The sequence below is a fragment of the Winogradskyella sp. PG-2 genome, assembly GCF_000828715.1.
Lineage (GTDB): Bacteria > Bacteroidota > Bacteroidia > Flavobacteriales > Flavobacteriaceae > Winogradskyella.
On record NZ_AP014583.1, the window covers coordinates 1,638,037 to 1,660,081 of the forward strand.

Below are 22,045 nucleotides of genomic sequence, written 5' to 3' on the forward strand. Positions count from 1 at the left end.
AAACACCTATATGAATCTATTAACATCACATACTAAGGACGCAAATCTGTGCTATAGTCGGTATTTATAGAGTAGGTAAACAGTATAAAATTTAAAAAAAGCGTCCAAATAATTAAGTTTGGACGCTTTTTTTTATGAAAAAATTCAATGCCTAAACAATGTGTATTGATTAACTACATAACAGGCCGTCAAGGACTTATAAATCTGAAGTAATTCGGACAGGACTTCTATTGCTTAAAATCAGATTAACTAATTGATTATCAGTAAAATAAATTAAAATTTTATTTGGAATTTTCAATTATTACATTTTATATTTGCATTGCATTATTGCAACAAAACAATTATTAAAACGAAGTGAAAATGTTTTATGGTAAAACAAACAAAAGTATGATTGTAGAACTAGGTTCTTTAGCATACACGCTTCGTGACTTCTTTCCAGATAAATAGAAATCTATTTTAATCATACAAAGAGTCCGAAGCCAAACGTTTCGGACTTTTTTGTATGCGCCATTCTTTCAAAAAGTATTTAGGCTTAAAACTTCCGAAGAAAACAAACAGTAACAAATTAAAAGATGAGAACTAAACAACTCCGAAACCTCTAAAACAGATTTCGGTAAACATAAGACGTGGGTATTGAAATCGGCTAAATAATTATTAATCAAATTATAATAGCTGTGAAACCACAACATATTAAAGAACAAAGACAAAAGGAAGTCCGTCGTCTCATAAATAGGCAATGGGAAATATGTCAACAACAACGTGCATTAGGTTATATAGAATTAAATGAGCCAATACGTCATGGTTGGTACAAAGAAATTGTAATAACAGAAAAGACAGATCGATATAAAAACAAAGCTGCTATTTTAGAATTATATGATATAATTGAAAGGTATTATTGGGGAAGAACAAAAGAAGAAGCTGAAAAAAAATGGCTAAATCAAACGTCATTACACCTCATATACAAAGAGTTTCCAACTTTAAGTAAAAAGACATTTAACAAGCTAAGTTATAAAGCACAACGTTTGTGTACTCCATTTCTATATAGAGATGGATTCAAAAAACTAAGAGTTAGATTTTATATACGTATTCCAAAAGGATCTTATAGAATTAAATACTCTAGGGCTTACATAACGCATAGAAAGCGTATTGATCCAAATCTAATTAGTGAAGATGATTATATCGATTCGCTATTACAAAGAAAAGGGTATTACAATATTAAAGAAGGATTTTACCCTTGGAAAAACGATTGGAATTTATCCAATTATAAACAAGAAAAATTAAGAACAAAAAAACAACTCAAAGCACTTAAAAAATATATGCTAGAGGATGTTTTAAACGAAACAATATCATGGGAAAGAAATTAAGCGGAAAAGACTTAATCAAATTAGGTTTTCCAAAGAACAATAGTATTAACGTGACTTTAGGTCAGATTAATCGTTACCAGAAACGTGTAAAGAAAGAACGCATATTAGAAGACGCAAAAAAAGTATTATTAAATCCAGAAAACTATAAAGGAGATGGTGTTTGGGGTAAAATAGCAGAAAGTCTGTTAGACCCAGTAAACGTTACAAAGCAAAAATTAAATACGCATCGCGCACCATTTCAAATTTATGGAGAAAACGAAATTGATGATCAGGCAAAATACCAATTGTATGATGCTTTAAAATTACCAATTGCTGTTGCGGGAGCATTGATGCCAGATGCACATGTAGGTTACGGGCTACCAATTGGTGGTGTGTTAGCAATAAAAGAAGCAGTAATTCCTTATGGAGTAGGAGTTGATATAGGATGCAGAATGTGTTTAACTATTTATCCGGTAAAAGCATCTTATTTAAAAGGGAAGAAGCATCAATTGGAAAATATTTTGTCAGAACACACCAAATTTGGAATGTATGAAACACACAAAGTAAAACACGATGATCCTGTGTTTGAACGCGAAGAGTTTAAAACAATTCCGTTAGTAAAACGCCTAAAAGATAAAGCCTATAAACAATTAGGAACATCTGGCGGAGGAAATCATTTTGTGGAATTTGGTGAAGTGAGCATCTTAGATATCAATAACGAATGGAATTTACCAACAGGAACTTATGTAGGTGTTTTATCACATAGTGGTTCTCGTGGTCTAGGAGCAAACATTGCTAAGCACTATACATATTTGGCAACAAAGCAATGTCCTTTACCAAAATATGTTCAGAATTTAGCTTGGTTAGATTTAAATACACACGATGGGCAAGAATATTGGTTGGCTATGAATTTAGCTGGTGATTATGCAAAAGCATGTCATTATGATATTCATAAGCGCATAGGCAAATTATTAGGAGAACGACCTATTGCAAAAATAGAGAATCATCACAATTTCGCTTGGAAACAAGAGATAAATGGACAAGAATGCATTGTACATAGAAAAGGAGCAACACCAGCAAAAAAAGGTGAGTTAGGTATTATTCCAGGATCTATGACAGCACCAGGATTTATAGTTAGAGGATTAGGTAGTACAGAAAGTTTACAATCAGCTGCTCACGGAGCAGGACGCTTATTGTCTAGACGACAATGCAAAATGACATTAACAAAAAGTGCTATAAAAAAAGAATTACAAAAGTACGATGTCTCTTTAATTGGCGGCGGAATTGATGAAGCACCAATGGCATACAAAAACATTGAAACTGTAATGAAAAACCAACAAGAATTGGTTGAAGTTATAGGGAAGTTTACGCCAAAAATTGTGAGAATGGCTAAGTAGATTTTCTGATAAAAAATGAAAATTATGGGAGCAAATCATAACATAAAAAGATACGGAGAGCAATGGCCAAACTATAGAATAGAAAAAGGTTTGGACATTCTAAATAAATTAAAAGAGCATATTGTTATTTCTGGAGGTTGGGCTTGGCATTTTATGTCACCCGAAAATCACATAGAGTACAAACACGCTCATGATCATAAGGATATAGACATTTTTGTACATCCAAAAGATGTTGCAAAAGTGATGGTAATATTACAACAACAAAGCTTTAAAAAAGTATGGACACGATATGACCATATGCCGAGCAATGAAAATTTTATACGCTACGAAAAAATTGATTGGTTAGACTCTGGTAAACAAGTAAGAGTTACTATAGATTTTTTTGAGTCTGCAACAGTAGAAGTTATAAACGTAAATGGTTGGACATTAGTTGAACCTAAAACGCTACTAAGCTACTATTCTAACATTCACTCTAGTGATAAGTGTTGGGCAGTAAAAGCAGCTATAATATTGATTGCAAAAGGTAAAAACCCTGCTGGTGATGTATTACTTTCTAAAAATCCTTTAGAAAAAGTATAGAACATTGGAAACTAAAATAATACAAATAACGGCTGGTCGCGGACCTGCAGAATGTTGTTGGGTTGTATCTCAAGTTTTAAAACGATTCATAGAAGCTGTAAAATACAATGGTATTGATTATAAAATATTACAAAAGGAAAAAGGAATTGAAAATAGAACACTACAGTCTGTTACTGTTCAATTAAAAGGAAAAAACCTAGGTGTAATTTTAAGTCAATGGATAGGAACAATTCAATGGATCGGAGTTTCAACTTTTAGGCCACATCATAAACGTAAAAACTGGTTTATTGGTTTATATGAAATAGAAAAGAATCAAGAATTTAAGATTGATGAAAAAGATATTTCGTATCAGGCAACACGAAGTTCAGGTCCTGGTGGACAGCATGTAAACAAAGTAAGTTCAGCTATTAGAGCAACTCACATACCAACTAAAACGCAAGTCTTAGTTATGGATAGTCGTTCACAACATCAGAATAAAAAAATAGCAAAAATACGCTTACAAGAAAAAGTAGAAGAATTACAATTAAAGGCTTTGCAATCGAACATAAAAAATCAATGGGGAAATCACTTAAATATAGAACGTGGTAATCCTATACAAATTTTTAAAGGTTCGGATTTTAAAAAGAAGACAGTTGTAAAGAAATTTAAAAATCAACGTTACGCATTAAAAAATGATTTGCGTAATCAATTAAAAAACTAAAACAATGGGATTAACAATTGCAGACACATATTTTCTTAAAGCCAGAGGGGCAGCATGTGGAATTTTTAGTGATTGGAGCGAAGTGTGTGAATCGTTAAACTACGCATTGTCATATGACGAAAATCATATAGCTTCTCTGTGTTTATTGGGAGAAATTTATGCAGAACATCTAAAATTGTATGCAGAAGCTTTTGAATGCTTTGACAAAGCGATTGCTATAGATCCATCTAATATAGAGGTATATCCAAAATATGCAATGTATTTAATTTGGATAAATGAAACTAATAGGGCAGAAAAATTAGTCAATCACGCATTTAATATTTCGGCCATAGATGAAGCTCATTTGCATTGGCTACTATCATATATCGATGAAACTAGAGGTAATTATAAAGCTAGTCTTAAGCATTTAAAACAAGCTAAGGTGAGTTGTTACAATGATAACTACTATGGTTTTATGCAAAGCGAAGAAAAGCGAATTAGAAAGAAAATAGAAACTCTCAAACCAAAGAAAAAAAAGACTTCTAAGAAGACAAAATCTAAAAAAGAGAAGAAAAAAAAGAAATAATAATATCCTACGAGGTTTCAAAAATCTTGTGGGATTAAAATTGTATTTATAATGGAACGGATAATTATAAATTTAGATACAAGTCCGTCAGAAAGATGGAATTGGCTTAAAGATTACAAAGAAGAAACAAATAGTCTTTTAAAATATTATCTAGAAGATCTAAGTAGTGCTGGTATTTTCGAAACTTATATAGACACCTATAAAATGTTGTTTATAAGCAAACACTATCAACAAGAAATTGAATGTGTGGCAAAACACTGTGACTTTTCAGAAAACCAAGTACTAATTACAAATCTTTATTATGATGCTTTAAAGTTTGTATTTGGTTGTACTTCTTTCAGTGTTACAAATGAAGATGAGAAACTTCATGCTAGAAATCTAGATTGGTGGTCAGAGAATAATATTTTAGGGAAGTTTACTAAAATATTCGACTTTAAAAAGAAAGATGAAATTGAATATTCTTTGGTGAGTTGGCCAGGTTTTATAGGAGGACTATCAGGTGTAAAACCAGGACTATTTTCAATAACACTGAATGCTGTATTAAGTAATGAATCACCTCAGTTTGCTATTCCTATTACATTTCTAATTAGAGATGTTTTAGAAAAAGCTAAAACATTTAACGAAGCAGTTAAAACACTTTCTGAAACTACAATTGCTTCAGATTGTTTATTAATGGTTGTTGGCGTAAATAAAGATGAAAATGTAGTTATAGAACGTACACCAACAGCGTTTTCTATTAGAAAAGCTGATAATGATAGTTTAATTGTAACGAATGAATATTTGTCGCTTACAGAAAACAAGCAAACAAACGATACTTTACAAATTACAGCTTCAGGCAGGCATAAAAGAGTGAAAGAAATGATTAGACTTAAAACACCTAAATCAATTGAAGATTATTTTGATATTCTTTCAGATGAAAATGTGAAGATGATTATTACTGTTCAACAAATGATTTTCAATCCTATTAATGGAGAAATTTATTTAAAAACAAAAAAATAGTTTCAACTACGCAAAAAGAATGCGTTTTAACGTATTTATATTTGCTACATAAATAAAAAACATATATTTACAATGCAAAATGGAAACAAAACAGATACATAAACAACCGATGTCGCGCTTTAGTGAATGCGATTATAGATGGGCAGTCATTTTACTGAATAACTTTCAAGGACGTTTTGTATCTATTTTTAAAGAGTAAATTGTGATTTAAACATACTCATATTAAAATTTAAAGCGTCCAATCTAAAAGTTGGACGCTTTTTTATTATAATTTTTTAAATAAATAATGAAAAACTAAAAATCGTAAAATAGAAACTTGATACAGGAAAACAATTGGGAGACAGACTATTGTATAACATGTAGACTATCTGCAAAATGTGGACAGGAATTCTATTATCTAAAATCAACATAACTATTTGATAATCAATAAATTAAATTTAATTTTTCTTGTATAATTAAAAAAAGTATTTCATATTTGCACCGTCGAATAATTTAAAAAACAAATGACAAACTATTTACAACATACAATTTTAATAAGTCTCTTTTTACGATCTCCGAAACAAATGGTCGCGATAGGGAATGATGAAAGATTTACAATATATACTAGGAAGGTTATGGATACATAGATTAACGTATTCATAAATATAAAGAAAGCGCCTTCCGTAAAACGAGGCGCTTTTTTTATGGTGTTCATTGAAATAACAAATTGACGTGTAGCTTAACTGGCTAAAGCACTCGACTTTTAATCGAGGTTATGTGAGTTCGACTCTCACTACGTCAACACAAGGGAAGGGCAAGCCAATTTGGCGGTGGCCATACTCTTGAAAAGTGCTCGGAGTTAATGACTTGTGTGGGTTCGACTCCCACTCCTTCCGCAAAACTGGGAGAATAACTATGGTTGTTTACTCGCTTTGGAAGCGAGAGGTTGTAGGTTCGAGTACTGCCTCTCAGACTAAATAATAAATGGAGAGTAGGCAAATATTGGTTTGTTGCGCTTGTCTGCTAAACAAGTCCGCTAATAGCGGTGAAGGTTCAATTCCTTTGCTCTCCGCAAAAAAATGGGGTTATAGTTTAACAAGCCAAAACAGTGGATTTGCAATCCACAGAATGGAGTGCAAGTCTCCGTAGCTCCACAAACGATACCGTAGCTCAATGGTAGAGCAGTTGGTTGTTAACCATCAGGTTATAGGTTCGAATCCTATCGCTATCGCAAAGACAAGGTGGCTGAATGGTTAAAGGCGACAGATTGCAAACCTGTTCTTTGCAGGTTCAAATCCTGTCCTTGTCTCAAAATTTGGAAGTATTGAGCAATTGGTTGGCCCACCAGACTGTAAATCTGGTCTCTTCGGAGCGTGTAGGTTCGAGTCCTACTACTTCCACAAAAAGCATTTATGGTGTAATTGGCAACATAGTAGATTTCCAATCTACAGTTTCGAGTTCAAATCTCGATAAATGCTCATAATAGAATACGCTTATAGTGTAATTGGTAGCACTTAAGTCTCCAAAACTTAAGGTTAAGGTTCGAGTCCTTATAAGCGTGCAGAATATATCTATGGTGTAACGGAAAGCACAAAAGGTTTCTACCCTTTAAGTCCAAGTTCGACTCTTGGTAGATATACAAAATATGGTTCATTGGGGTAATGGCTATCCTTCCCGATTGTCTCTCGGGAGATACGAGTTCGATTCTCGTATGAACCGCAAAAGGCTCTATTAGCATAGTGGTTTAGTGCATCCGACTTTCTATCGGAAGGCAAGGGTTCGAAATACGAAGTATTCACGAACTCAAACAAATGAAATAATAACTCTGTGAGCTAATCCCTTATAGAGTACAAATTGAGGTATAGCTCAGAGGAAGAGCATCACGCTTACATCGTGACGGTCATAGGTTCGAATCCTATTGCCTCAACAATTTGAGATATAGCTTAACAGGTAGAGCACCGCTCTCATAAGGCGGATTGTTTAGGTTCGAGCCCTAATATCTCAACTAACGCAGGAATGGCGGAATTGGTATACGCTCTTGTCTTAGAAACAAGGTTTTGAGAGTTCGAGTCTCTCTTCCTGTACTATGCTTCGCTGGCCAAACTGGAAAAGGCATCAGCTTTAAGCGCTGTGATTTCTTGGTTCGAATCCAAGGCGAAGTACAAATAAGCTTATGGTGTAATTGGATAACACTCTAGAATACGACTCTAGGAATATGGGTTCGAATCCTATTAGGCTTACAAATTAACCTGTAGTGTAAAGGTAGCATTCAAGACTTTGACTCTTGAGGTATAAGTTCGAATCTTATCAGGTTAACAACATTGTGATATAGCTTAACTGGTAAAGCGCTCGCCTGATACGTGAGTAGATGAAAGTTCAACTCTTTCTATCACAACAAAATGGTGGTTTTAGCTTATTTGGTAAAGCACCTAACTGTGAATGAGGAGAACAGAGTTCGAATCTCGGAATCACCCCAAAAAGGAGCAATAGCAAAGCAGGTCTATGCGTCTGGTTGAAGCCCAGAAGATACTGGTTCGAGTCCAGTTTGTTCCGCAGAATAAAAGTTTAACTAAAAAAATGAGTAATCATGAAACATCCGTGTTTAAATCATCCTTTTATAAACGATGTGATGATTTAGATGTTCCATGTGACAGTTATAAATAATAAATAAGAACACATGAAAATTGCACAACAACAATGGAGAAATTTTAGTGGTAAAGTATTTGATCAACCAATTACTGATATTGTTGAAAATGCCATTATAAGAGAGCAAAAAGCAGGATATCGTCTTAAGATTTGTGTAGGTTCGGATTCTCAAGCCTATAAATCTCACGTCGAGTATGCCACAGTTATAGTAGTACTACGAGAAGGAAAAGGAGGTTTTATGTTTATGACCAATTATAAAGGCACAAAACGTATTGGTATTAAAGAACGAATGTTAAAAGAAGTAAGTATGTCTGTTGAGGTTGCTTATAGCATTTGTGATTTATTAGATACCTACAATGTAGATTTAGAAGTACATGCAGATATCAATACGGATCCAAAGTTTCAATCTAATGCAGCGCTTAAAGATGCAATGGGTTATATCCTAGGAATGGGGTTTGTCTTTAAAGCGAAGCCATATGCTTTCGCAAGCTCGTCTTGTGCAGATAAGGTGGTTTAAGATACTTCACTTGAGAGTAGGCTCCTATTCTTTTTAAGGGATTCTGCTGGGTTTTAATTAGTCTAAAACCTGGCGAAATTTAAATTGAAGTAAATTAATTTAATGAAATCATGGAAGGAATAATTTATATAGAAAACTTTTTAAGTAATCATAGGTGGTTATTTGAAACTTTATTGAACAATATAATTTGGGATGAGAGTATGATAAATAGAAAAACAGCAAGTTTTGGAAGACCTTATAATTACTCTCAAATGGAATATCCTTTTCAGGAGTTCACATCAGAAATGAAAGAAATTATAAATTCTATTGAAGAATTTCTAGAAATTAGACCTAACAATTGCTTGATCAATTATTATGAAAATGGAAATTCAAGAATGGGATATCATTCTGATCAAATAGACATACTTGAAGAAAATACAGGAGTCATTATTATTTCTTTAGGCGAGACGAGGACACTTCAATTCAGAAATATAGAAGATAGAGAAAATACTGTTGGCTTTAATCTGGTATCTGGCTCTTTGATTTATATGAATAATGAAGTGCAAAATTTATGGCAACATGCTATCATAAAATCAGATACAGAAAACGGAAGAATGAGCTTAACATTTAGAAAATTAAAATAATTTTAATTACGCAAAAACATTGCGCAATAGTATAAAATATTTGCAGAGTAATTAAGAAAAGTCTTTGGAATCAGACTTTAATATAGCGCTCAGCCAGACAGTGAAGCTGGCTGAGCTTAATAAAATGTTCATTGACATAAATTGAAGCTAAACATTAGTTTCAATAGTATAAAAATCATCAGTCTTTAATCTCGATTATTGAATGATGGGGCGGCTTATCGTCCTTAGATAAACTTGGTAACAAGGATAAATCTGTTTGCAGACACTGCAAATGGAGACTGTTTTCTTGCGAGAGCAGTACAGGTAAGCAAGCAACTCACATAAGTTATTATTTATAAGGGGCAACCGCTGACGTAAATAAGAACTTATAGCCGACAATAATTAGGCTTGCGATGGAGACATCAATAGGAAAAGTTGTAGTAATAGGTTACGTATAGGTTATCCAACTTAACGGAGCGTATTGCAATATTAGAGTTACCCGATGAGAAATTGTTCGGTAGCTTAACATATCGTGTGTTGGGAGACACACAAGGAAAAGGTTGGTATTTTGTAGGCAAAAATCTACGAAGCTATTTTCGAAGCCCTTTTCCTAGGTCAACAAACCAATGGGTTCAATTCCCATCCTAATACCAGAATTGAGGATGCTCAGTCGGTGAGCAAAAGCACAAGACTTCGGACATTACAGCAGCTAGTAGTTGCCTAAACCCATTGCAATATATGGGACAGTAGAGGCCGCAAACCTTTACTGTGTAGTGAACATTCTAATAGGCCGCCTCAGAGAGAGGGCGCCTACTAATGGTGAGGGAGCCAACCCTTGTAACTGCAAAGCGTGGTATAAAACCACTATGCAGGCTAAGTCTAAGTCGCTGAACAGCTGTAATGTAATTAGGCATCGGATAAATACGCAATTCTCTATGCAATGAGAAGCACGTGGAAAATTAGTGAAAGGCTACAGCTATAATCCTAAGAAAGTTTATCCAAAAGCGAAGGTATTCTCAGAACGCTTTTTTAAAATATTATAAACCTCTTTAGCTTAAAGGGAAGAGCTGTGGAAGGACATTACGTAAAGAAATTGTCTTGTAGACAATTTTAGTGATGTGCCAGATGATGTGGCTGCAATTCGTAACCATGGAGTGATTGGATGATGTCATTAGCAGCAAACTTGTTAGTGAATAGATTTTGCAGAAGCACCGAAATACACAAGATGTAAAGTAGGGAAGCGCATTTAGAGCCAATCTGTTCGCTTAGCGAAAGTACCAGTTCGAATCTGGTAAGAGGTACAAAATATCTGCTTTTGCAGAGAAAATATCAAGTAAGTCTTGTTAAGTGTTTCGGTATAGCACTATTGTATAAATCCTTACTGTTTAGTATGAGGTTTTTATGTTCAACTTGACTTGAAGGTTTTTGATTATTTGACCAAATAAATAGTCTCGACTCTATAGGTCGTGGGTTCGATTCCCACTCTCAACTTGTTTGAGGTAGTTCAGTAGGTTAGAACAATAGACAAGTATCGGTTCGAATCCGATCAAATCCACCAAACAGGGTTTGTAGCTCAACGGTAGAGCTCTACGCTTTTAACGTAGGTTGAAATGGACTTGAAATCCATATTCTCAAAGAAGGTCACTTTTAAAAATAGACCACCAAGTGTGTCTCACTTAAAACGACAAAAAACAAAGTGAACTAAAACTGGCAAAAGCAATAAGTTGCTTACGCAGTCTAGAAAACACCTTGACATACACATGTATTAAAAGTTGCTTTACGTTTTCTTTTGAGGATTCATTTTTCAATTACAGATCTGATAATTTGTCATTTCAAAATTGATTAATCATCTAAAAAAACAATGCTTAAAAACGCTTTAAATCGGTTGTATTTCCGTAGTTAGAAAGATGGTTTTCTTTCGCTTTGTTTTACTAAAGAATAGTCACTCTCAAAATGGAGAGTTCTATTATAAATGTTTAACCGTTCTGAAGTAAAAACAACAGAACAAAAAATTAGAAATCATGAACAGAGTAAGAATTCATGCAGGTATGGTAGGTTTAGTGTTTAAAAATGGTAATTATACTCGTGTAATTACCGCAGGTAAGCATTGGATAAACTTTAGAGAGCAAGTTGTAAAATACAGCTTATCTCAACCATTTAACGCGCCAAGAGCCTTAGAGATCTTACTTAAAGATCAGGCTTTGGCAGAACTATTAACCGTAATTGAAGTTAAGGATAATGAGATTGTTTTGGTATACGAAAACGGCAACTTTAAGCAAGTATTAATCGCTGGTCGTTACACGTATTGGAATAGCTTGATCGATTATAAATTTGTAACGGCAGATTTAAGCAAAATCGAAATTACAGAGAACATTGAAAAAGCAATTTACAACAAGCCAGAATTGAGCAGATTCATTAGAGTATTTGAAGTAGCTGCTTACGAAAAAGCGATTATGATTGTAAACGATAAGTTTGAAAAAACTTTAGAACATGGTACTTACCATTTCTGGAGAAATGACCAAACTATTAAAATCGCAAAAGCCGATTTACGTCAGTTGCAATTAGAAATTGCTGGTCAAGAATTGTTAACCAAAGATAAAGCAACCGTTCGTATTAACTTTTATGCACAATTTAAAGTCGCAAACATTGAGACTGCATTAATGCATAATAAAGATTACGAAAAGCAATTGTATATTATCTTGCAGTTGGCATTGAGAGCATTTGTTGGCGCTTATACATTAGATGAATTGTTAGAGCAAAAGGAAACTATTGCTAAAGCCGTTTTAACTGATGTAAAAACACAAGCTAGCAAATTGGGTGTAAACGTATTACATACAGGTATTAGAGATGTGATCTTACCAGGAGATATGAAAGATATCATGAACCAAGTATTGATTGCTCACAAAAAAGCACAAGCTAATGTGGTGACAAGACGTGAAGAAACAGCATCTACAAGAAGCTTGTTAAATACCGCAAAATTAATGGAGGACAACACTATGTTGTTTAAATTAAAAGAGATGGAATACGTGGAGAAAATTGCTGATAAAATTGGTGAGATTACAGTTGCTGGAAACGGTAACGTTATTGAACAATTAAAGGATATTTTTTCTGTGAATAAATAGTAATAACCTGTAAGTTTTATTAAATTCTTACAGGTTTTTTTATTAATTATTTTACTACGCAAAAAGAATGCGCAAGACGCTATAATATTTGTAGTGTAATTAAGACATTAGAAAACATGAAAACAAAAATCACAGGACACGATTTAATCGCTTTAGGTTATAGACAAGGGAAATGGATGAAAGATGCCATTACTCATATTAATGAGAATGCCTTAGAAGGAGAGGCTATGAAAACCTATTTAGAGCAATTTAAATCACCAGATCCTATTGCATTACATAAAAAGCCATTGACGTTTTCTATAAACATTAAAGCAGAAAATGACGAGGAAAAAGATAATGTAGATAAGGTGATTAACTCTATGCAAACCTTAATGAAAACACCAACATTAGTGGGTGGAGCGATTATGCCAGATGCTTGTCCTGCAGGTCCAGATGGAACCATCCCAGTTGGTGGTGTTGCGGTGGCTAAAAATGCTATTCATCCAGGAATGCATAGTGCAGATATTTGTTGTTCTGTCATGTTAACCGATTTTGGTAAAGCAGATCCAAAAGACATTTTAGATGCAGCACATGCTAATACGCATTTTGGTCCAGGCGGACGCGATAGAGATTCTCAGTTTAGATTTCCAGCGGAATTATTAGAAGCTTTTGAAGCCAACTATTTCTTGGGTGATAAAGACATGATTAAAATGGCTAGAGCACACTTGGGAACTCAAGGAGATGGCAACCATTTCTTATTTGTCGGCACGTCTAAAAAAACAGGAAACACGATGATGGTTACACATCATGGTTCTAGAGGTCCAGGTGCGAGGTTATATTCAAAGAGTATGAAAATTGCTGAACGTTTTAGAAAAGAGTTGTCACCAGATACTAAGAAGCAAAATGCTTGGATTCCTTTTGATACTGAAGAAGGAAAAAACTATTGGGATGCTTTGCAAGTGATAAGACAATGGACAAAAAGGAATCATGAAGTATTGCATAATTCGGTAGCTGAAACTTTAGAGGTTAACATTGAAAATAGATACTGGAACGAGCATAACTTCGTCTTTAAAGATGGTGATTTGTTTTACCACGCAAAAGGTGCAACACCATTAGACCCTAAGTTTATGCCAGATATTACTGGACCACGATTGATTCCTTTAAATATGAGCGAACCTGTTTTAATTGTTGAAGGCACTACCACAGATTCAAACTTAGGTTTTGCACCACATGGTGCTGGTAGAAATGTAAGTAGAACACAACATAGAAAAAGTAAAACTGGTTCTACGATGCAAATCTTTAAAGAAGAAACACGTGGATTAGATGTGAGATTCTTTTCTAAAGAAATTGATATTACTGAATTACCTTCTGCTTATAAAAACGCAAAAGCCGTTAGAGCACAAATGGATGAATTTGGTTTAGGAAAAGTCATTGACGAAGTGATGCCTTATGGTTGTATTATGGCTGGAGATTTTCAGAAGAATGCACCCTGGAAATTGAGACGTGAGAAACGTAATAAAACTAGACGTTAATTTCATATAAAAAGCGCAAGTGAAACCCTTGCGCTTTTTTTAGTTTTGGAGCAAAAATTACTTTTTAACTAATTCAAAATTAAATGCTACAGAAACTTCATCTGAGAGTTTATTAGCTACAATTTTAGGAATCTCAATATTAAAATCTGAGACCATTACTTTAAAGTTACCAGATAATATAATTTTATCATCTACCATTTTTATGGTAAGTGAAATCCCTTTCAATTCTTTAGTAACTCCATGAAAAGTTAACGTGCCATCAATAGATGATGTACTACTAGTTTCACTTAAAGAATTAAAATCAAAAGTTTTTAGTTTACCTTTAAATATAGCTTTAGGATGACCATCTGATTCAGCATAATTTTCGTTAAAATGTTCTTCCATTAATGCATTTTTAAAGCGAAAAGCTTTGACTAATGCTAAGGCAGCAAATTCCCCATTCTCAGTATTTAATATCGCTGTCACTGAATTATTTTTAGCTGCAACTTCTTCAAAAGAAGGGACAGAAGCTTCAAAATTAAGTGTACCAGTTTTTGTTAAGTATTTGTTTTGACCTACTGCACTAATGCTAATTAGTACGAGTATAAAAAATGTTATTCTTTTCATCTTTATTTTTTTAGTTTTCTTCGAGACCTTCTGTTTCCCATTGGATTACAAGATCAATTAAATTTTGTGGTAATCTTGGCCCTCCAGCAGGCATTACAGATGCATCATTAGCTGAAATACGTTCAATTAAGTTTCTATTCTCTACTGAATTTTTTACATCACTAAAAGTTGTTAATGACATTGGTGCTCCATTTATTGGAGGACTGTTATGACAAGAAATGCAGTTAGTATCCATTATAGTTTTAATGTTAGCTTCGTAAGTTACGAGATCAACTATAACTACATCTTCGGTAAGATCGTCTTCATTTACATAAGAACAACTGTAAAAAACACTGACGATTAATAAATATATTAGGTATGTACGTTTCATATATTATATAGTTTAAAAAACACGACTTAAGTTAAATCCAAAATAAATATCACCATCTGACCAATCTCCAGTGGCTTGTCCTAAAAACCCATTAGTATTCATAGCTTGGGCATTAGAGAAATGCATCTGAAATACATGTCCTCCGGTTTCTAAATCAAAACCTATGGATAAAGGATTTTTAAATGGGGAATTATCAGCTCTGTTTAAATGCCAACCATAATCTACATTAACAGACCATCTTTTACTTAATTTGTGGCGACCTCCAAAACCAATGGCATATTGAGAATTATGCTGTTCATTGAAAGGCACTAGATTTTCGTGAAAAAAAGTAGGCGCTAATTCTAACGACAATTTTGAACTTAGCTTTTTAGATATTAGTAATTGAGCAGTATAACCTAAACGATCTTTGAATTTTATCTTCGGAAGATTATCTTCTTCAAAAGAAGTATTAATTAAGATTGAATTAAAGGCAACTACAGTAAACGGGAATCCATTATCTTTTTGTCTTACCAACCTGTATTTTGCAGAAGCCTGATATATTTTCTGAAATGAGCTACGAGAGACACCAATATTAAAACCATCAGAAATTCCATATATAAAACTCATTCTTGTCACAGCATCATCTAGGCCAAAGAATGTATCAAAGCCATTTTCAATACTTCCAAATCTGTGTGACACCATAAATACTAGCTCTTTTTTAGCGACTAGTTTTGTGGATTCAAAATTTACAATTTTTAAGCCTTTAAAGGCTGCTGTAGCATACTGGTCGCCTACAGAATCTGTATCTATTTCACTAAATAAGTCATCTTGGGCATTAATTGAAATGCTCAGAAATAATAGGAGTAAAAAGTAATATTTCATTTTTATTTGATTATTGCACATTGATCTAGTTTTACTTGCTCTAATAAATCATCGTATCCTATGACACGACCTTTAATTTTTATTTCAGAATTAATTTTGGTGTTATTAATTACTTCATTTTCAAATTGACAAAATACTTTATAATTTAAAGTAAGGTCATTTGTGTTAAGCTCAGAGATTATACCAGAGACCTCTATGGTTTTATTTAAAAATGTTTGTTCTGCTTCAGTGGCATTTTCAGAAAACTTAATTGCTATATCATCAGATGACATTACAAATTCTGCATCTTCATTTTTTATGTCTCTATGATCTTGATAGATATAATTATAACCCACTATTGCAGCTACAATTATAACTAGCAAGATAATAATCCATTTTTTCATAATATTCTTTTTAATTGATTAATTACAGTTTTTTACATATTGAATACGGTCAATACCAACTCTCATATCAATTTCTGTTTCGTCAGAGCAATTCTTTATTTCTCTTATAATCCAATTGTTATTGCAAAGTGGCAATGCTGGTACGTCAATTATAACTTCAATAGCATTACCAGAACCATTTGCTATCCATGTTCCGTAAACCGTTGTTGTATTCCAAAATACTGACATTGTTCCATCATTGAAGAAATTAAAATCATAGTTGTAATATACATCATCATAATTAGTACCACTATCTCTTCTTAGTGTATTAACAGCCCAGTCATTGCAAGTTGTGAGTAGATTTTCAATATCAACCAAAGTACAATCATCACAATCATCTTCATTATAATCATAGTCATCATCTTCGTCGCAGGCATTTATATTGTTTTCAATTATAGTTTGTAGTTCATTAAAATTAGTAATGCTAACATTAGAGGCGTCAGCAAGTATTACCACTAAGGGAAAGTCCATAGTTATGATGTCACTAGGACTTATATTCTCTATAAAATCATAGAGTTGATAATCATTTTCTAGATTTAAGGTCTCTAATAGCTCACTATTAGAATTAAAGGAAGACGCTTCAATAGGATATTGAAAATCTATACATTCAATATCAATATCAGCAACATTTTCTCCATTACAATTAGCACTGTAAGAATTCAGTTCTGCTTCATTATTTATAGTGATTTCAGAAAAATCTGCTAAAACAATATTTACAGGAAACATAATATCCAAGGTGTCTGTGTCATCATCAGATTGATCAAAAACACATTCTACACGAGCAAAATCTGAGTTAGAACTCAAAGTTATTTCTTCACTATTTACATTTACTGAGTAAGGGAATTTTATATCAAAACAATTAGCTCTATCAACTATATTATCAATTGAACCATCATTAGAAGTCGCACGTTGCATTAATTGAGCAACAATAGAATTTGAGGCAAGTATTTCATCATCTGGAGTTAAAATAAGCTCTGTCTCTTCTGTTCTACAAGAAGTAATGCTTATAACACTTAAAAACAATAAGGAAAATATAACTCTCGATTTCATTTAGGGCTTTATTTATTTCTTGCCATTTAATATATAACAACTCAACTTTAAAAACTACTGAACTTTCTAAAAAAATATTTCAATATCTTTATCAAAACTATTTAATCTTGTCAAAAAGTCTAAACGAAAACATCTGTGAAGCATCTACATTTGAGCGTGTTTACAATAAGTACGCAGATGATATTCATAATTTTTTATATTATAAATACGGAGCACAATTTAACCCAAGAGATAAAGCTCAAGAGGCATTTATAAAGTTATGGGATAATTGCAAAAAAGTAACATTTGCTAAAGCTAAGTCGTTTTTATTTACAGTAGCAAATAATATGATGCTTAATGAGATTAAACATCAAAAAGTGGTTTTAAATCATACAAAGACAAAACCTAAGCATTATACTAATGAGACTCCAGAGTTTGTTTTAGAAGAACAAGAATATTTGAATGCATATAACAAAGTGCTTTCTGGGTTAAAAGAAGAACAGCGTGTTGCTTTTTTAATGAGTAAAGTAGAAGGGAAAAAGCATAGTGAAATTGCAGAACTTTTAGGCGTAACTCAAAAAGTCGTTGAATATAGAATTTATAGTGCGTTTAATATTCTTAAAAAAGAGTTAGAGGGTTTTAAAATAAAATAATAAGGAGAAATAATACCTGAGTTGTTATATAACTAAGGACACAATAAATGATGGCGGACGATTTATTAAAAAAATGGTTAAATGATGAGCTTACAGGTGCTGAAAAAGAAGCATTTAGTAAGCAATCTGACTATGCAATAAATCGAAATATAATTGATAAAGCACAGTACTTTAAAGCATCAGAGTTTTCTAAAGTTGATAGTTTTGAAACATTTAGAAAAGCATATCAAAATAAACCTTCTGAAAAGCGTATCACTTGGATAAAACCATTGTTAAGAGTTGCAGCCGTATTGTTAATTTCGTTTAGTCTATATTTTACAGTTTTCAATAAAAATACGATTGAAGAGCAGACTTTATTAAGTGAAAAAACGACTTTAAGCTTACCTGATTTATCTCAAGTGACTTTAAATGCAGATTCTAAAATAACTTATGATGCTAATAATTGGGATTCTAAAAGGAGCTTAAATTTAGAAGGTGAAGCCTATTTTAAGGTAGCCAAGGGTAAAACTTTTGATGTTCATACAAATAATGGTGTAGTAACCGTTGTTGGTACAGAATTTAACGTAAAAGCACGTAAAAATTATTTCGAAGTCGTTTGTTATGAAGGTATTGTAAAAGTAGTTTCAGGTACTGTTATAAGACAATTAACAGCAGGACAAACCTATCGTATCTTAAATAATACCTTTAGTGAAGATACAATAAGAGATATAGTACCACAATGGACCATTAATAAAAGTCGTTTTAAGCGTATTCCTATTGCAGAGGTCATTGAAGAGTTAGAGAGACAATACAATATAAAAGTTGATTTTAGTAATGTAGATACTACCAGATTATTTTCAGGTGGATTTGTACATAACAACCTTGAAAACGCCTTAATATCCATAACGAAACCTATGAATTTGGCTTTTGAAATTAGTTCATCCAACCAAGTACTAATTAATGGCAAAACAAATTAAGCAGTATATTTTAATACTTCTTTTAAGTTTTATTTTTTCTCTTGAGACAAATGCACAAGAGACCGATAAAAAGCTCCCTTTATATGAGGTTTTAAATACTTTAGAAGCTCAGTTTAATATTCAATTTAATTATGCAGAAGACGCTATTTTTGAAACAGAAATTATAGCTCCTTCCAAAACCCTTTCGCTAGAGCAAACTTTAAAGTATTTAGAAGTACAAACTGGCTTTAAGTTTAGTTTAACTAGTGATAATATGGTTTTGATAATTTCTACAGGAGTAGATTCAAAACTTCAAGAGTTATCTGAGGTAATGTTATCGGGTTATATTGTGAAAGGTGTTAATAAGTTAAGTAATGGCTCTTTTGAAATAGATATTTCTGATTTTGATATTCTACCGGGTTTAGTTGATACTGATGTTTTACAAGCTGTACAAGCATTTCCTGGTATACAGAGTATTAATGAAACTGTTTCTAATATTAATATACGTGGTGGAACTCACGACCAAAATTTAATTCTGTGGGATGATATTAAAATGTATCAGTCTGGTCATTTCTTTGGTCTTATTTCTATGTTTAACCCTCAAATTACCGAACGTGTTGCTTTAACAAAAAACGGTTCTGGTACTGAGTACACAGATGGTGTTTCTGGCACTATAGCTATGGAAACAGATAAAAATATTAGTACATCCTTTAAGGGAAGTTTAGGTATTAATTTTATTGATGCAAATGGTTTTGCGGATATTCCGACAGGAAAAAAATCATCATTGCAAGTTGCTTTAAGAAAATCGATGAGCAATTTCACAGAGACGCCAACCTATAATAACTTTTTTGAGCGTATTTCTCAAGATACCGAAGTTGAGAATAACACTATGGATATTATCAACTCGGATAAAGAATTCGATTTTTACGATGCTTCCTTACGTTGGATATATAAAATGAGTGCAACAGAAGAACTTAGAATAAACTTCATAAATGTTGCGAATGAATTGGTGTTTAATGAAAATACTATGATTAATCAGAATGAAGATTCTAGAGAAAGTAGTTTAACTCAGAATAGTATTGCAGGAGCTGTCCAGTATTCAAAAATTTGGAATCGTAAATGGAGAACAAATTTTGAAGTTTATGAAACTGATTATAAGTTAAAGTCTGTGAATTCTAATATATTAGATGCACAGCGATTTCTTCAAGAAAACAAAGTCTCTGAGACCAGTGTAAAACTAAAAGCAGACTATACTGTCAATGATAAATTACAGTTGTTAAATGGCTATCATTTTGTAGAAACAGAGATTACCAATTTAGACGATGTGGATAATCCTTTATTTAGATCTTTAATCTCAGAGGTTGTTAGAACTCATGGTGTGTTTTCTCAATTATCGTATAGGTCTAAGGATAGAAATACCAATCTAAATTCGGGTTTAAGATATAATTATATAGGTAAATTTGATAAGCACCTATTAGAGCCAAGACTGAGTTTTTCTCACAAGTTTTTAGATCATTTTTCTGTTGAGGTTTTAGGGGAATTTAAACATCAAACATCATCTCAGATTATTAATTTTCAGAATGATTTTTTAGGTATTGAGAAACGACGATGGCAATTGTCTAATGATGAAGATATTCCTGTAATAAGTAGCAGACAAGCTTCTCTTGGATTGTCTTATAACAAAAGTGGGTGGCTTATTAGCGCAGACGTTTATTATAAAAAAGTAAAAGGCATAACAACACAAAGTCAAGGATTTCAAAATCAATATGAGTTTGTTAGAACTTCTGGGTTTTACGATGTTAGAGGAGTTGATTTTATTGTAAGAAAACAAATGAATAATTTTAACTCCTGGTTTAGTTATTCTTACATGAATAGTAATTATCACTTTAATGCGCTACCAGAGACTTCGTTTCCAAGTAATTTTGATGTTACACATGCCCTTACTTTTGGGACTAATTATACTTCGAAACGATTAAAAATGTCTGCTGGTTTAAATTGGAATTCTGGAAGACCAAAGACAAGTCCAGTTTTAGGGAATGAAATTATTGATAATGAAATTAATTTTGACACTACAAACTCGGATCAATTGCAAGCGTATTTAAGAGTTGATATATCTGCTTTATATAATTTTAAATTAGGCAAAACTAAATTTGCCAATCTTGGTGTTTCAATTTGGAACCTTTTGGATAAAAATAATGTGATTAATAATTTCTACAGATTTAATGGTGATAGCGTTGATGAAATAAAGCAACAATCATTGGGCATAACTCCAAATGTAGTTTTTAGAGTTAATTTTTAGACTAAAAGAAAATTTCTCGTGCCAATCTAAAGGTATTGGCATGCGCATCTACAATAGTTTTAATATTAGGCGAGTAACCACCTCCCATACTGCACATTACATTAATATTATTGGCTTTACATTGTTCTAAAACAAAACGATCTCTGGCTTTACAACCTTCTATAGACATGCCAAGTTTGCCTAGCTTATCTGAAGCTATAACATCGACACCAGAGAGGTAATAGATAAAGTCTGGTTGCTGTTCTTTAATCAGTTTTGGTAAGGTTTGTCTTAGTAATTCTAAATATGTTGAATCGTCAATATCATTTTCTAAAGGAATATCTAAATCGCTTAGTTCCTTTTTAAAAGGATAATTACTTTTGCCATGCATAGAAAATGTAAATACAGAATCATCATTCTGAAAAATCTCTGCAGTCCCATTACCTTGGTGCACATCTAAATCTACTATTAAAATCTTTTTTGCTAAACCTTTATTTTGAAGATAACGTGCTCCAATTGCCTGATCGTTAAGCAAACAAAATGCTTCACCTCTATTAGTATAGGCATGGTGTGTACCACCTGCAATATTCATTGCTATTCCGTATTCTAAAGCAAATTTACTAGCTTTGATAGTACCATCTGCGATAATAACCTCACGTTCAACTAGCACTTCACTTAAAGGGAAACCAATTTTACGAGCAGCTCTTTGATTTAGAGTAATATTCACTAAATCGTAATAATACTCAGGATCATGTACAGCTAAAATGTGTTTGTCATTTGGTTTTGTAGGTTCAAAAAAATTATTGCCACTACAAGTGCCTTCGTAAAGCAATTGTTGTGGCAATAACTCATATTTTTCCATCGGAAACCGATGTCCTACTGGTAGTGGATGCTTATAAATGGGATGAAACGCTATCTTAAGCATACACTA

General features: G+C 32.8%; 19 protein-coding genes and 20 tRNA genes. 33 read left to right on the forward strand and 6 right to left on the reverse strand.

Annotation, left to right across the window (positions count from 1 at the left end):
- Nucleotides 1-674: 674 nt before the first annotated feature.
- The 30 genes from WPG_RS07215 (at nucleotide 675) to WPG_RS07335 (ending at nucleotide 13,960) form a co-directional block, all read left to right on the forward strand.
- Nucleotides 675-1,364, forward strand: coding sequence for a hypothetical protein (locus WPG_RS07215; protein WP_045470886.1), 690 nt, complete (start codon nucleotides 675-677; stop codon nucleotides 1,362-1,364).
- Entirely contained in the window at nucleotides 1,349-2,740 is a 1,392-nt protein-coding gene (locus WPG_RS07220) for an RtcB family protein (protein WP_045470888.1), read from the forward strand. The genes WPG_RS07215 and WPG_RS07220 overlap by 16 nt, the downstream gene beginning before the upstream one ends.
- A 24-nt stretch (nucleotides 2,741-2,764) precedes the next feature.
- Nucleotides 2,765-3,319 carry a hypothetical protein gene (locus tag WPG_RS07225; RefSeq protein ID WP_045475310.1) on the forward strand — a complete coding sequence of 185 codons (555 nt, stop codon included), beginning with the start codon at nucleotides 2,765-2,767 and terminating at the stop codon, nucleotides 3,317-3,319.
- A gap of 4 nt (nucleotides 3,320-3,323) precedes the next feature.
- Complete coding sequence (prfH, locus tag WPG_RS07230) at nucleotides 3,324-4,019, forward strand: peptide chain release factor H (RefSeq protein WP_045470890.1); 696 nt, start codon at nucleotides 3,324-3,326, stop codon at nucleotides 4,017-4,019.
- A 4-nt stretch (nucleotides 4,020-4,023) separates the two neighbouring features.
- Nucleotides 4,024-4,584: a tetratricopeptide repeat protein gene (locus WPG_RS17365; protein ID WP_052471187.1), complete on the forward strand. Its 561-nt coding sequence runs from the start codon at nucleotides 4,024-4,026 to the stop codon at nucleotides 4,582-4,584.
- 51 nt (nucleotides 4,585-4,635) lie between these two features.
- Nucleotides 4,636-5,583, forward strand: coding sequence for a C45 family autoproteolytic acyltransferase/hydolase (locus WPG_RS07240; protein ID WP_045470892.1), 948 nt, complete (start codon nucleotides 4,636-4,638; stop codon nucleotides 5,581-5,583).
- Between the two features lie 707 nt (nucleotides 5,584-6,290).
- Nucleotides 6,291-6,364: transfer RNA gene (locus WPG_RS07245), tRNA-Lys, on the forward strand.
- A 6-nt stretch (nucleotides 6,365-6,370) separates the two neighbouring features.
- Nucleotides 6,371-6,458: transfer RNA gene (locus WPG_RS18105), tRNA-Ser, on the forward strand.
- A gap of 5 nt (nucleotides 6,459-6,463) precedes the next feature.
- Nucleotides 6,464-6,535 (forward strand) — tRNA-Pro (locus WPG_RS18110).
- A 13-nt stretch (nucleotides 6,536-6,548) separates the two neighbouring features.
- Nucleotides 6,549-6,634: transfer RNA gene (locus tag WPG_RS18115), tRNA-Ser, on the forward strand.
- A 9-nt stretch (nucleotides 6,635-6,643) separates the two neighbouring features.
- Nucleotides 6,644-6,716: transfer RNA gene (locus WPG_RS18120), tRNA-Ala, on the forward strand.
- Nucleotides 6,717-6,721: 5 nt separating this feature from the next.
- Nucleotides 6,722-6,793: transfer RNA gene (locus WPG_RS07250), tRNA-Asn, on the forward strand.
- Nucleotides 6,794-6,797: 4 nt separating this feature from the next.
- A tRNA-Cys gene (locus tag WPG_RS07255) sits at nucleotides 6,798-6,871 on the forward strand.
- Nucleotides 6,872-6,879: 8 nt separating this feature from the next.
- Nucleotides 6,880-6,962, forward strand: a tRNA-Tyr gene (locus WPG_RS07260).
- 6 nt (nucleotides 6,963-6,968) lie between these two features.
- Nucleotides 6,969-7,040 (forward strand) — tRNA-Gly (locus WPG_RS07265).
- 11 nt (nucleotides 7,041-7,051) lie between these two features.
- A tRNA-Trp gene (locus WPG_RS07270) sits at nucleotides 7,052-7,123 on the forward strand.
- 86 nt (nucleotides 7,124-7,209) lie between these two features.
- Nucleotides 7,210-7,281 (forward strand) — tRNA-Asp (locus WPG_RS18125).
- 136 nt (nucleotides 7,282-7,417) lie between these two features.
- Nucleotides 7,418-7,489, forward strand: a tRNA-Val gene (locus WPG_RS07275).
- 5 nt (nucleotides 7,490-7,494) lie between these two features.
- A tRNA-Met gene (locus tag WPG_RS07280) sits at nucleotides 7,495-7,567 on the forward strand.
- 5 nt (nucleotides 7,568-7,572) lie between these two features.
- A tRNA-Leu gene (locus WPG_RS07285) sits at nucleotides 7,573-7,646 on the forward strand.
- Nucleotides 7,647-7,650: 4 nt separating this feature from the next.
- Nucleotides 7,651-7,724: transfer RNA gene (locus tag WPG_RS07290), tRNA-Leu, on the forward strand.
- Between the two features lie 5 nt (nucleotides 7,725-7,729).
- Nucleotides 7,730-7,802: transfer RNA gene (locus WPG_RS07295), tRNA-Arg, on the forward strand.
- Between the two features lie 5 nt (nucleotides 7,803-7,807).
- Nucleotides 7,808-7,878 (forward strand) — tRNA-Gln (locus WPG_RS07300).
- Nucleotides 7,879-7,884: 6 nt separating this feature from the next.
- A tRNA-Ile gene (locus WPG_RS07305) sits at nucleotides 7,885-7,957 on the forward strand.
- 6 nt (nucleotides 7,958-7,963) lie between these two features.
- Nucleotides 7,964-8,036: transfer RNA gene (locus WPG_RS07310), tRNA-His, on the forward strand.
- Between the two features lie 6 nt (nucleotides 8,037-8,042).
- Nucleotides 8,043-8,115: transfer RNA gene (locus tag WPG_RS07315), tRNA-Phe, on the forward strand.
- A 124-nt stretch (nucleotides 8,116-8,239) separates the two neighbouring features.
- Nucleotides 8,240-8,725 (forward strand): ribonuclease H-like YkuK family protein, encoded by a 486-nt coding sequence (locus tag WPG_RS07320; protein ID WP_045470894.1) that lies wholly within the window; start codon nucleotides 8,240-8,242, stop codon nucleotides 8,723-8,725.
- 110 nt (nucleotides 8,726-8,835) lie between these two features.
- The gene (locus WPG_RS07325) at nucleotides 8,836-9,348 is read left to right on the forward strand and encodes an alpha-ketoglutarate-dependent dioxygenase AlkB (RefSeq protein WP_045470896.1); all 513 of its coding nucleotides are present in this window, start codon (nucleotides 8,836-8,838) and stop codon (nucleotides 9,346-9,348) included.
- Nucleotides 9,349-11,348: 2,000 nt separating this feature from the next.
- The gene (locus tag WPG_RS07330) at nucleotides 11,349-12,449 is read left to right on the forward strand and encodes a slipin family protein (protein ID WP_045470898.1); all 1,101 of its coding nucleotides are present in this window, start codon (nucleotides 11,349-11,351) and stop codon (nucleotides 12,447-12,449) included.
- Between the two features lie 116 nt (nucleotides 12,450-12,565).
- Nucleotides 12,566-13,960 (forward strand): RtcB family protein, encoded by a 1,395-nt coding sequence (locus WPG_RS07335; RefSeq protein ID WP_045470900.1) that lies wholly within the window; start codon nucleotides 12,566-12,568, stop codon nucleotides 13,958-13,960.
- 57 nt (nucleotides 13,961-14,017) lie between these two features.
- Here WPG_RS07335 and WPG_RS07340 read toward each other — a convergent pair whose 3' ends face one another.
- From WPG_RS07340 to WPG_RS07360, 5 genes are read right to left on the reverse strand one after another with little or no spacing between them, the layout of a single operon-like run.
- Nucleotides 14,018-14,566 (reverse strand): YceI family protein, encoded by a 549-nt coding sequence (locus WPG_RS07340; protein ID WP_045470902.1) that lies wholly within the window; start codon nucleotides 14,564-14,566, stop codon nucleotides 14,018-14,020.
- A gap of 10 nt (nucleotides 14,567-14,576) precedes the next feature.
- The gene (locus WPG_RS07345; RefSeq protein WP_045470903.1) at nucleotides 14,577-14,936 is read right to left on the reverse strand and encodes a hypothetical protein; all 360 of its coding nucleotides are present in this window, start codon (nucleotides 14,934-14,936) and stop codon (nucleotides 14,577-14,579) included.
- 12 nt (nucleotides 14,937-14,948) lie between these two features.
- Entirely contained in the window at nucleotides 14,949-15,797 is an 849-nt protein-coding gene (locus WPG_RS07350) for a DUF5777 family beta-barrel protein (protein WP_045475314.1), read from the reverse strand.
- A 2-nt stretch (nucleotides 15,798-15,799) separates the two neighbouring features.
- Nucleotides 15,800-16,180, reverse strand: a complete 381-nt coding sequence (locus WPG_RS07355; protein ID WP_045470905.1) for an OB-fold protein — start codon at nucleotides 16,178-16,180, stop codon at nucleotides 15,800-15,802.
- 18 nt (nucleotides 16,181-16,198) lie between these two features.
- Nucleotides 16,199-17,269 (reverse strand): hypothetical protein, encoded by a 1,071-nt coding sequence (locus tag WPG_RS07360; RefSeq protein ID WP_045470907.1) that lies wholly within the window; start codon nucleotides 17,267-17,269, stop codon nucleotides 16,199-16,201.
- Between the two features lie 107 nt (nucleotides 17,270-17,376).
- On the opposite strand from WPG_RS07360, the gene WPG_RS07365 reads away from it, so the two are divergent.
- The 3 genes from WPG_RS07365 to WPG_RS07375 are packed head-to-tail and all read left to right on the forward strand — an operon-like array spanning nucleotide 17,377 to nucleotide 21,135.
- A complete protein-coding gene (locus tag WPG_RS07365; RefSeq protein WP_045470909.1) occupies nucleotides 17,377-17,901 on the forward strand; it encodes an RNA polymerase sigma factor in 525 nt (174 codons plus the stop codon).
- 47 nt (nucleotides 17,902-17,948) lie between these two features.
- Nucleotides 17,949-18,857, forward strand: a complete 909-nt coding sequence (locus WPG_RS07370) for a FecR family protein (RefSeq protein ID WP_045470911.1) — start codon at nucleotides 17,949-17,951, stop codon at nucleotides 18,855-18,857.
- On the forward strand, nucleotides 18,841-21,135 hold the full coding sequence (locus tag WPG_RS07375; RefSeq protein ID WP_045470913.1) for a TonB-dependent receptor plug domain-containing protein: 2,295 nt from the start codon (nucleotides 18,841-18,843) through the stop codon (nucleotides 21,133-21,135). The genes WPG_RS07370 and WPG_RS07375 overlap by 17 nt, the downstream gene beginning before the upstream one ends.
- 1 nt (nucleotide 21,136) lies before the next feature.
- Here WPG_RS07375 and WPG_RS07380 read toward each other — a convergent pair whose 3' ends face one another.
- Complete coding sequence (locus WPG_RS07380) at nucleotides 21,137-22,039, reverse strand: histone deacetylase (protein WP_045470915.1); 903 nt, start codon at nucleotides 22,037-22,039, stop codon at nucleotides 21,137-21,139.
- Nucleotides 22,040-22,045 lie beyond the last annotated feature (6 nt).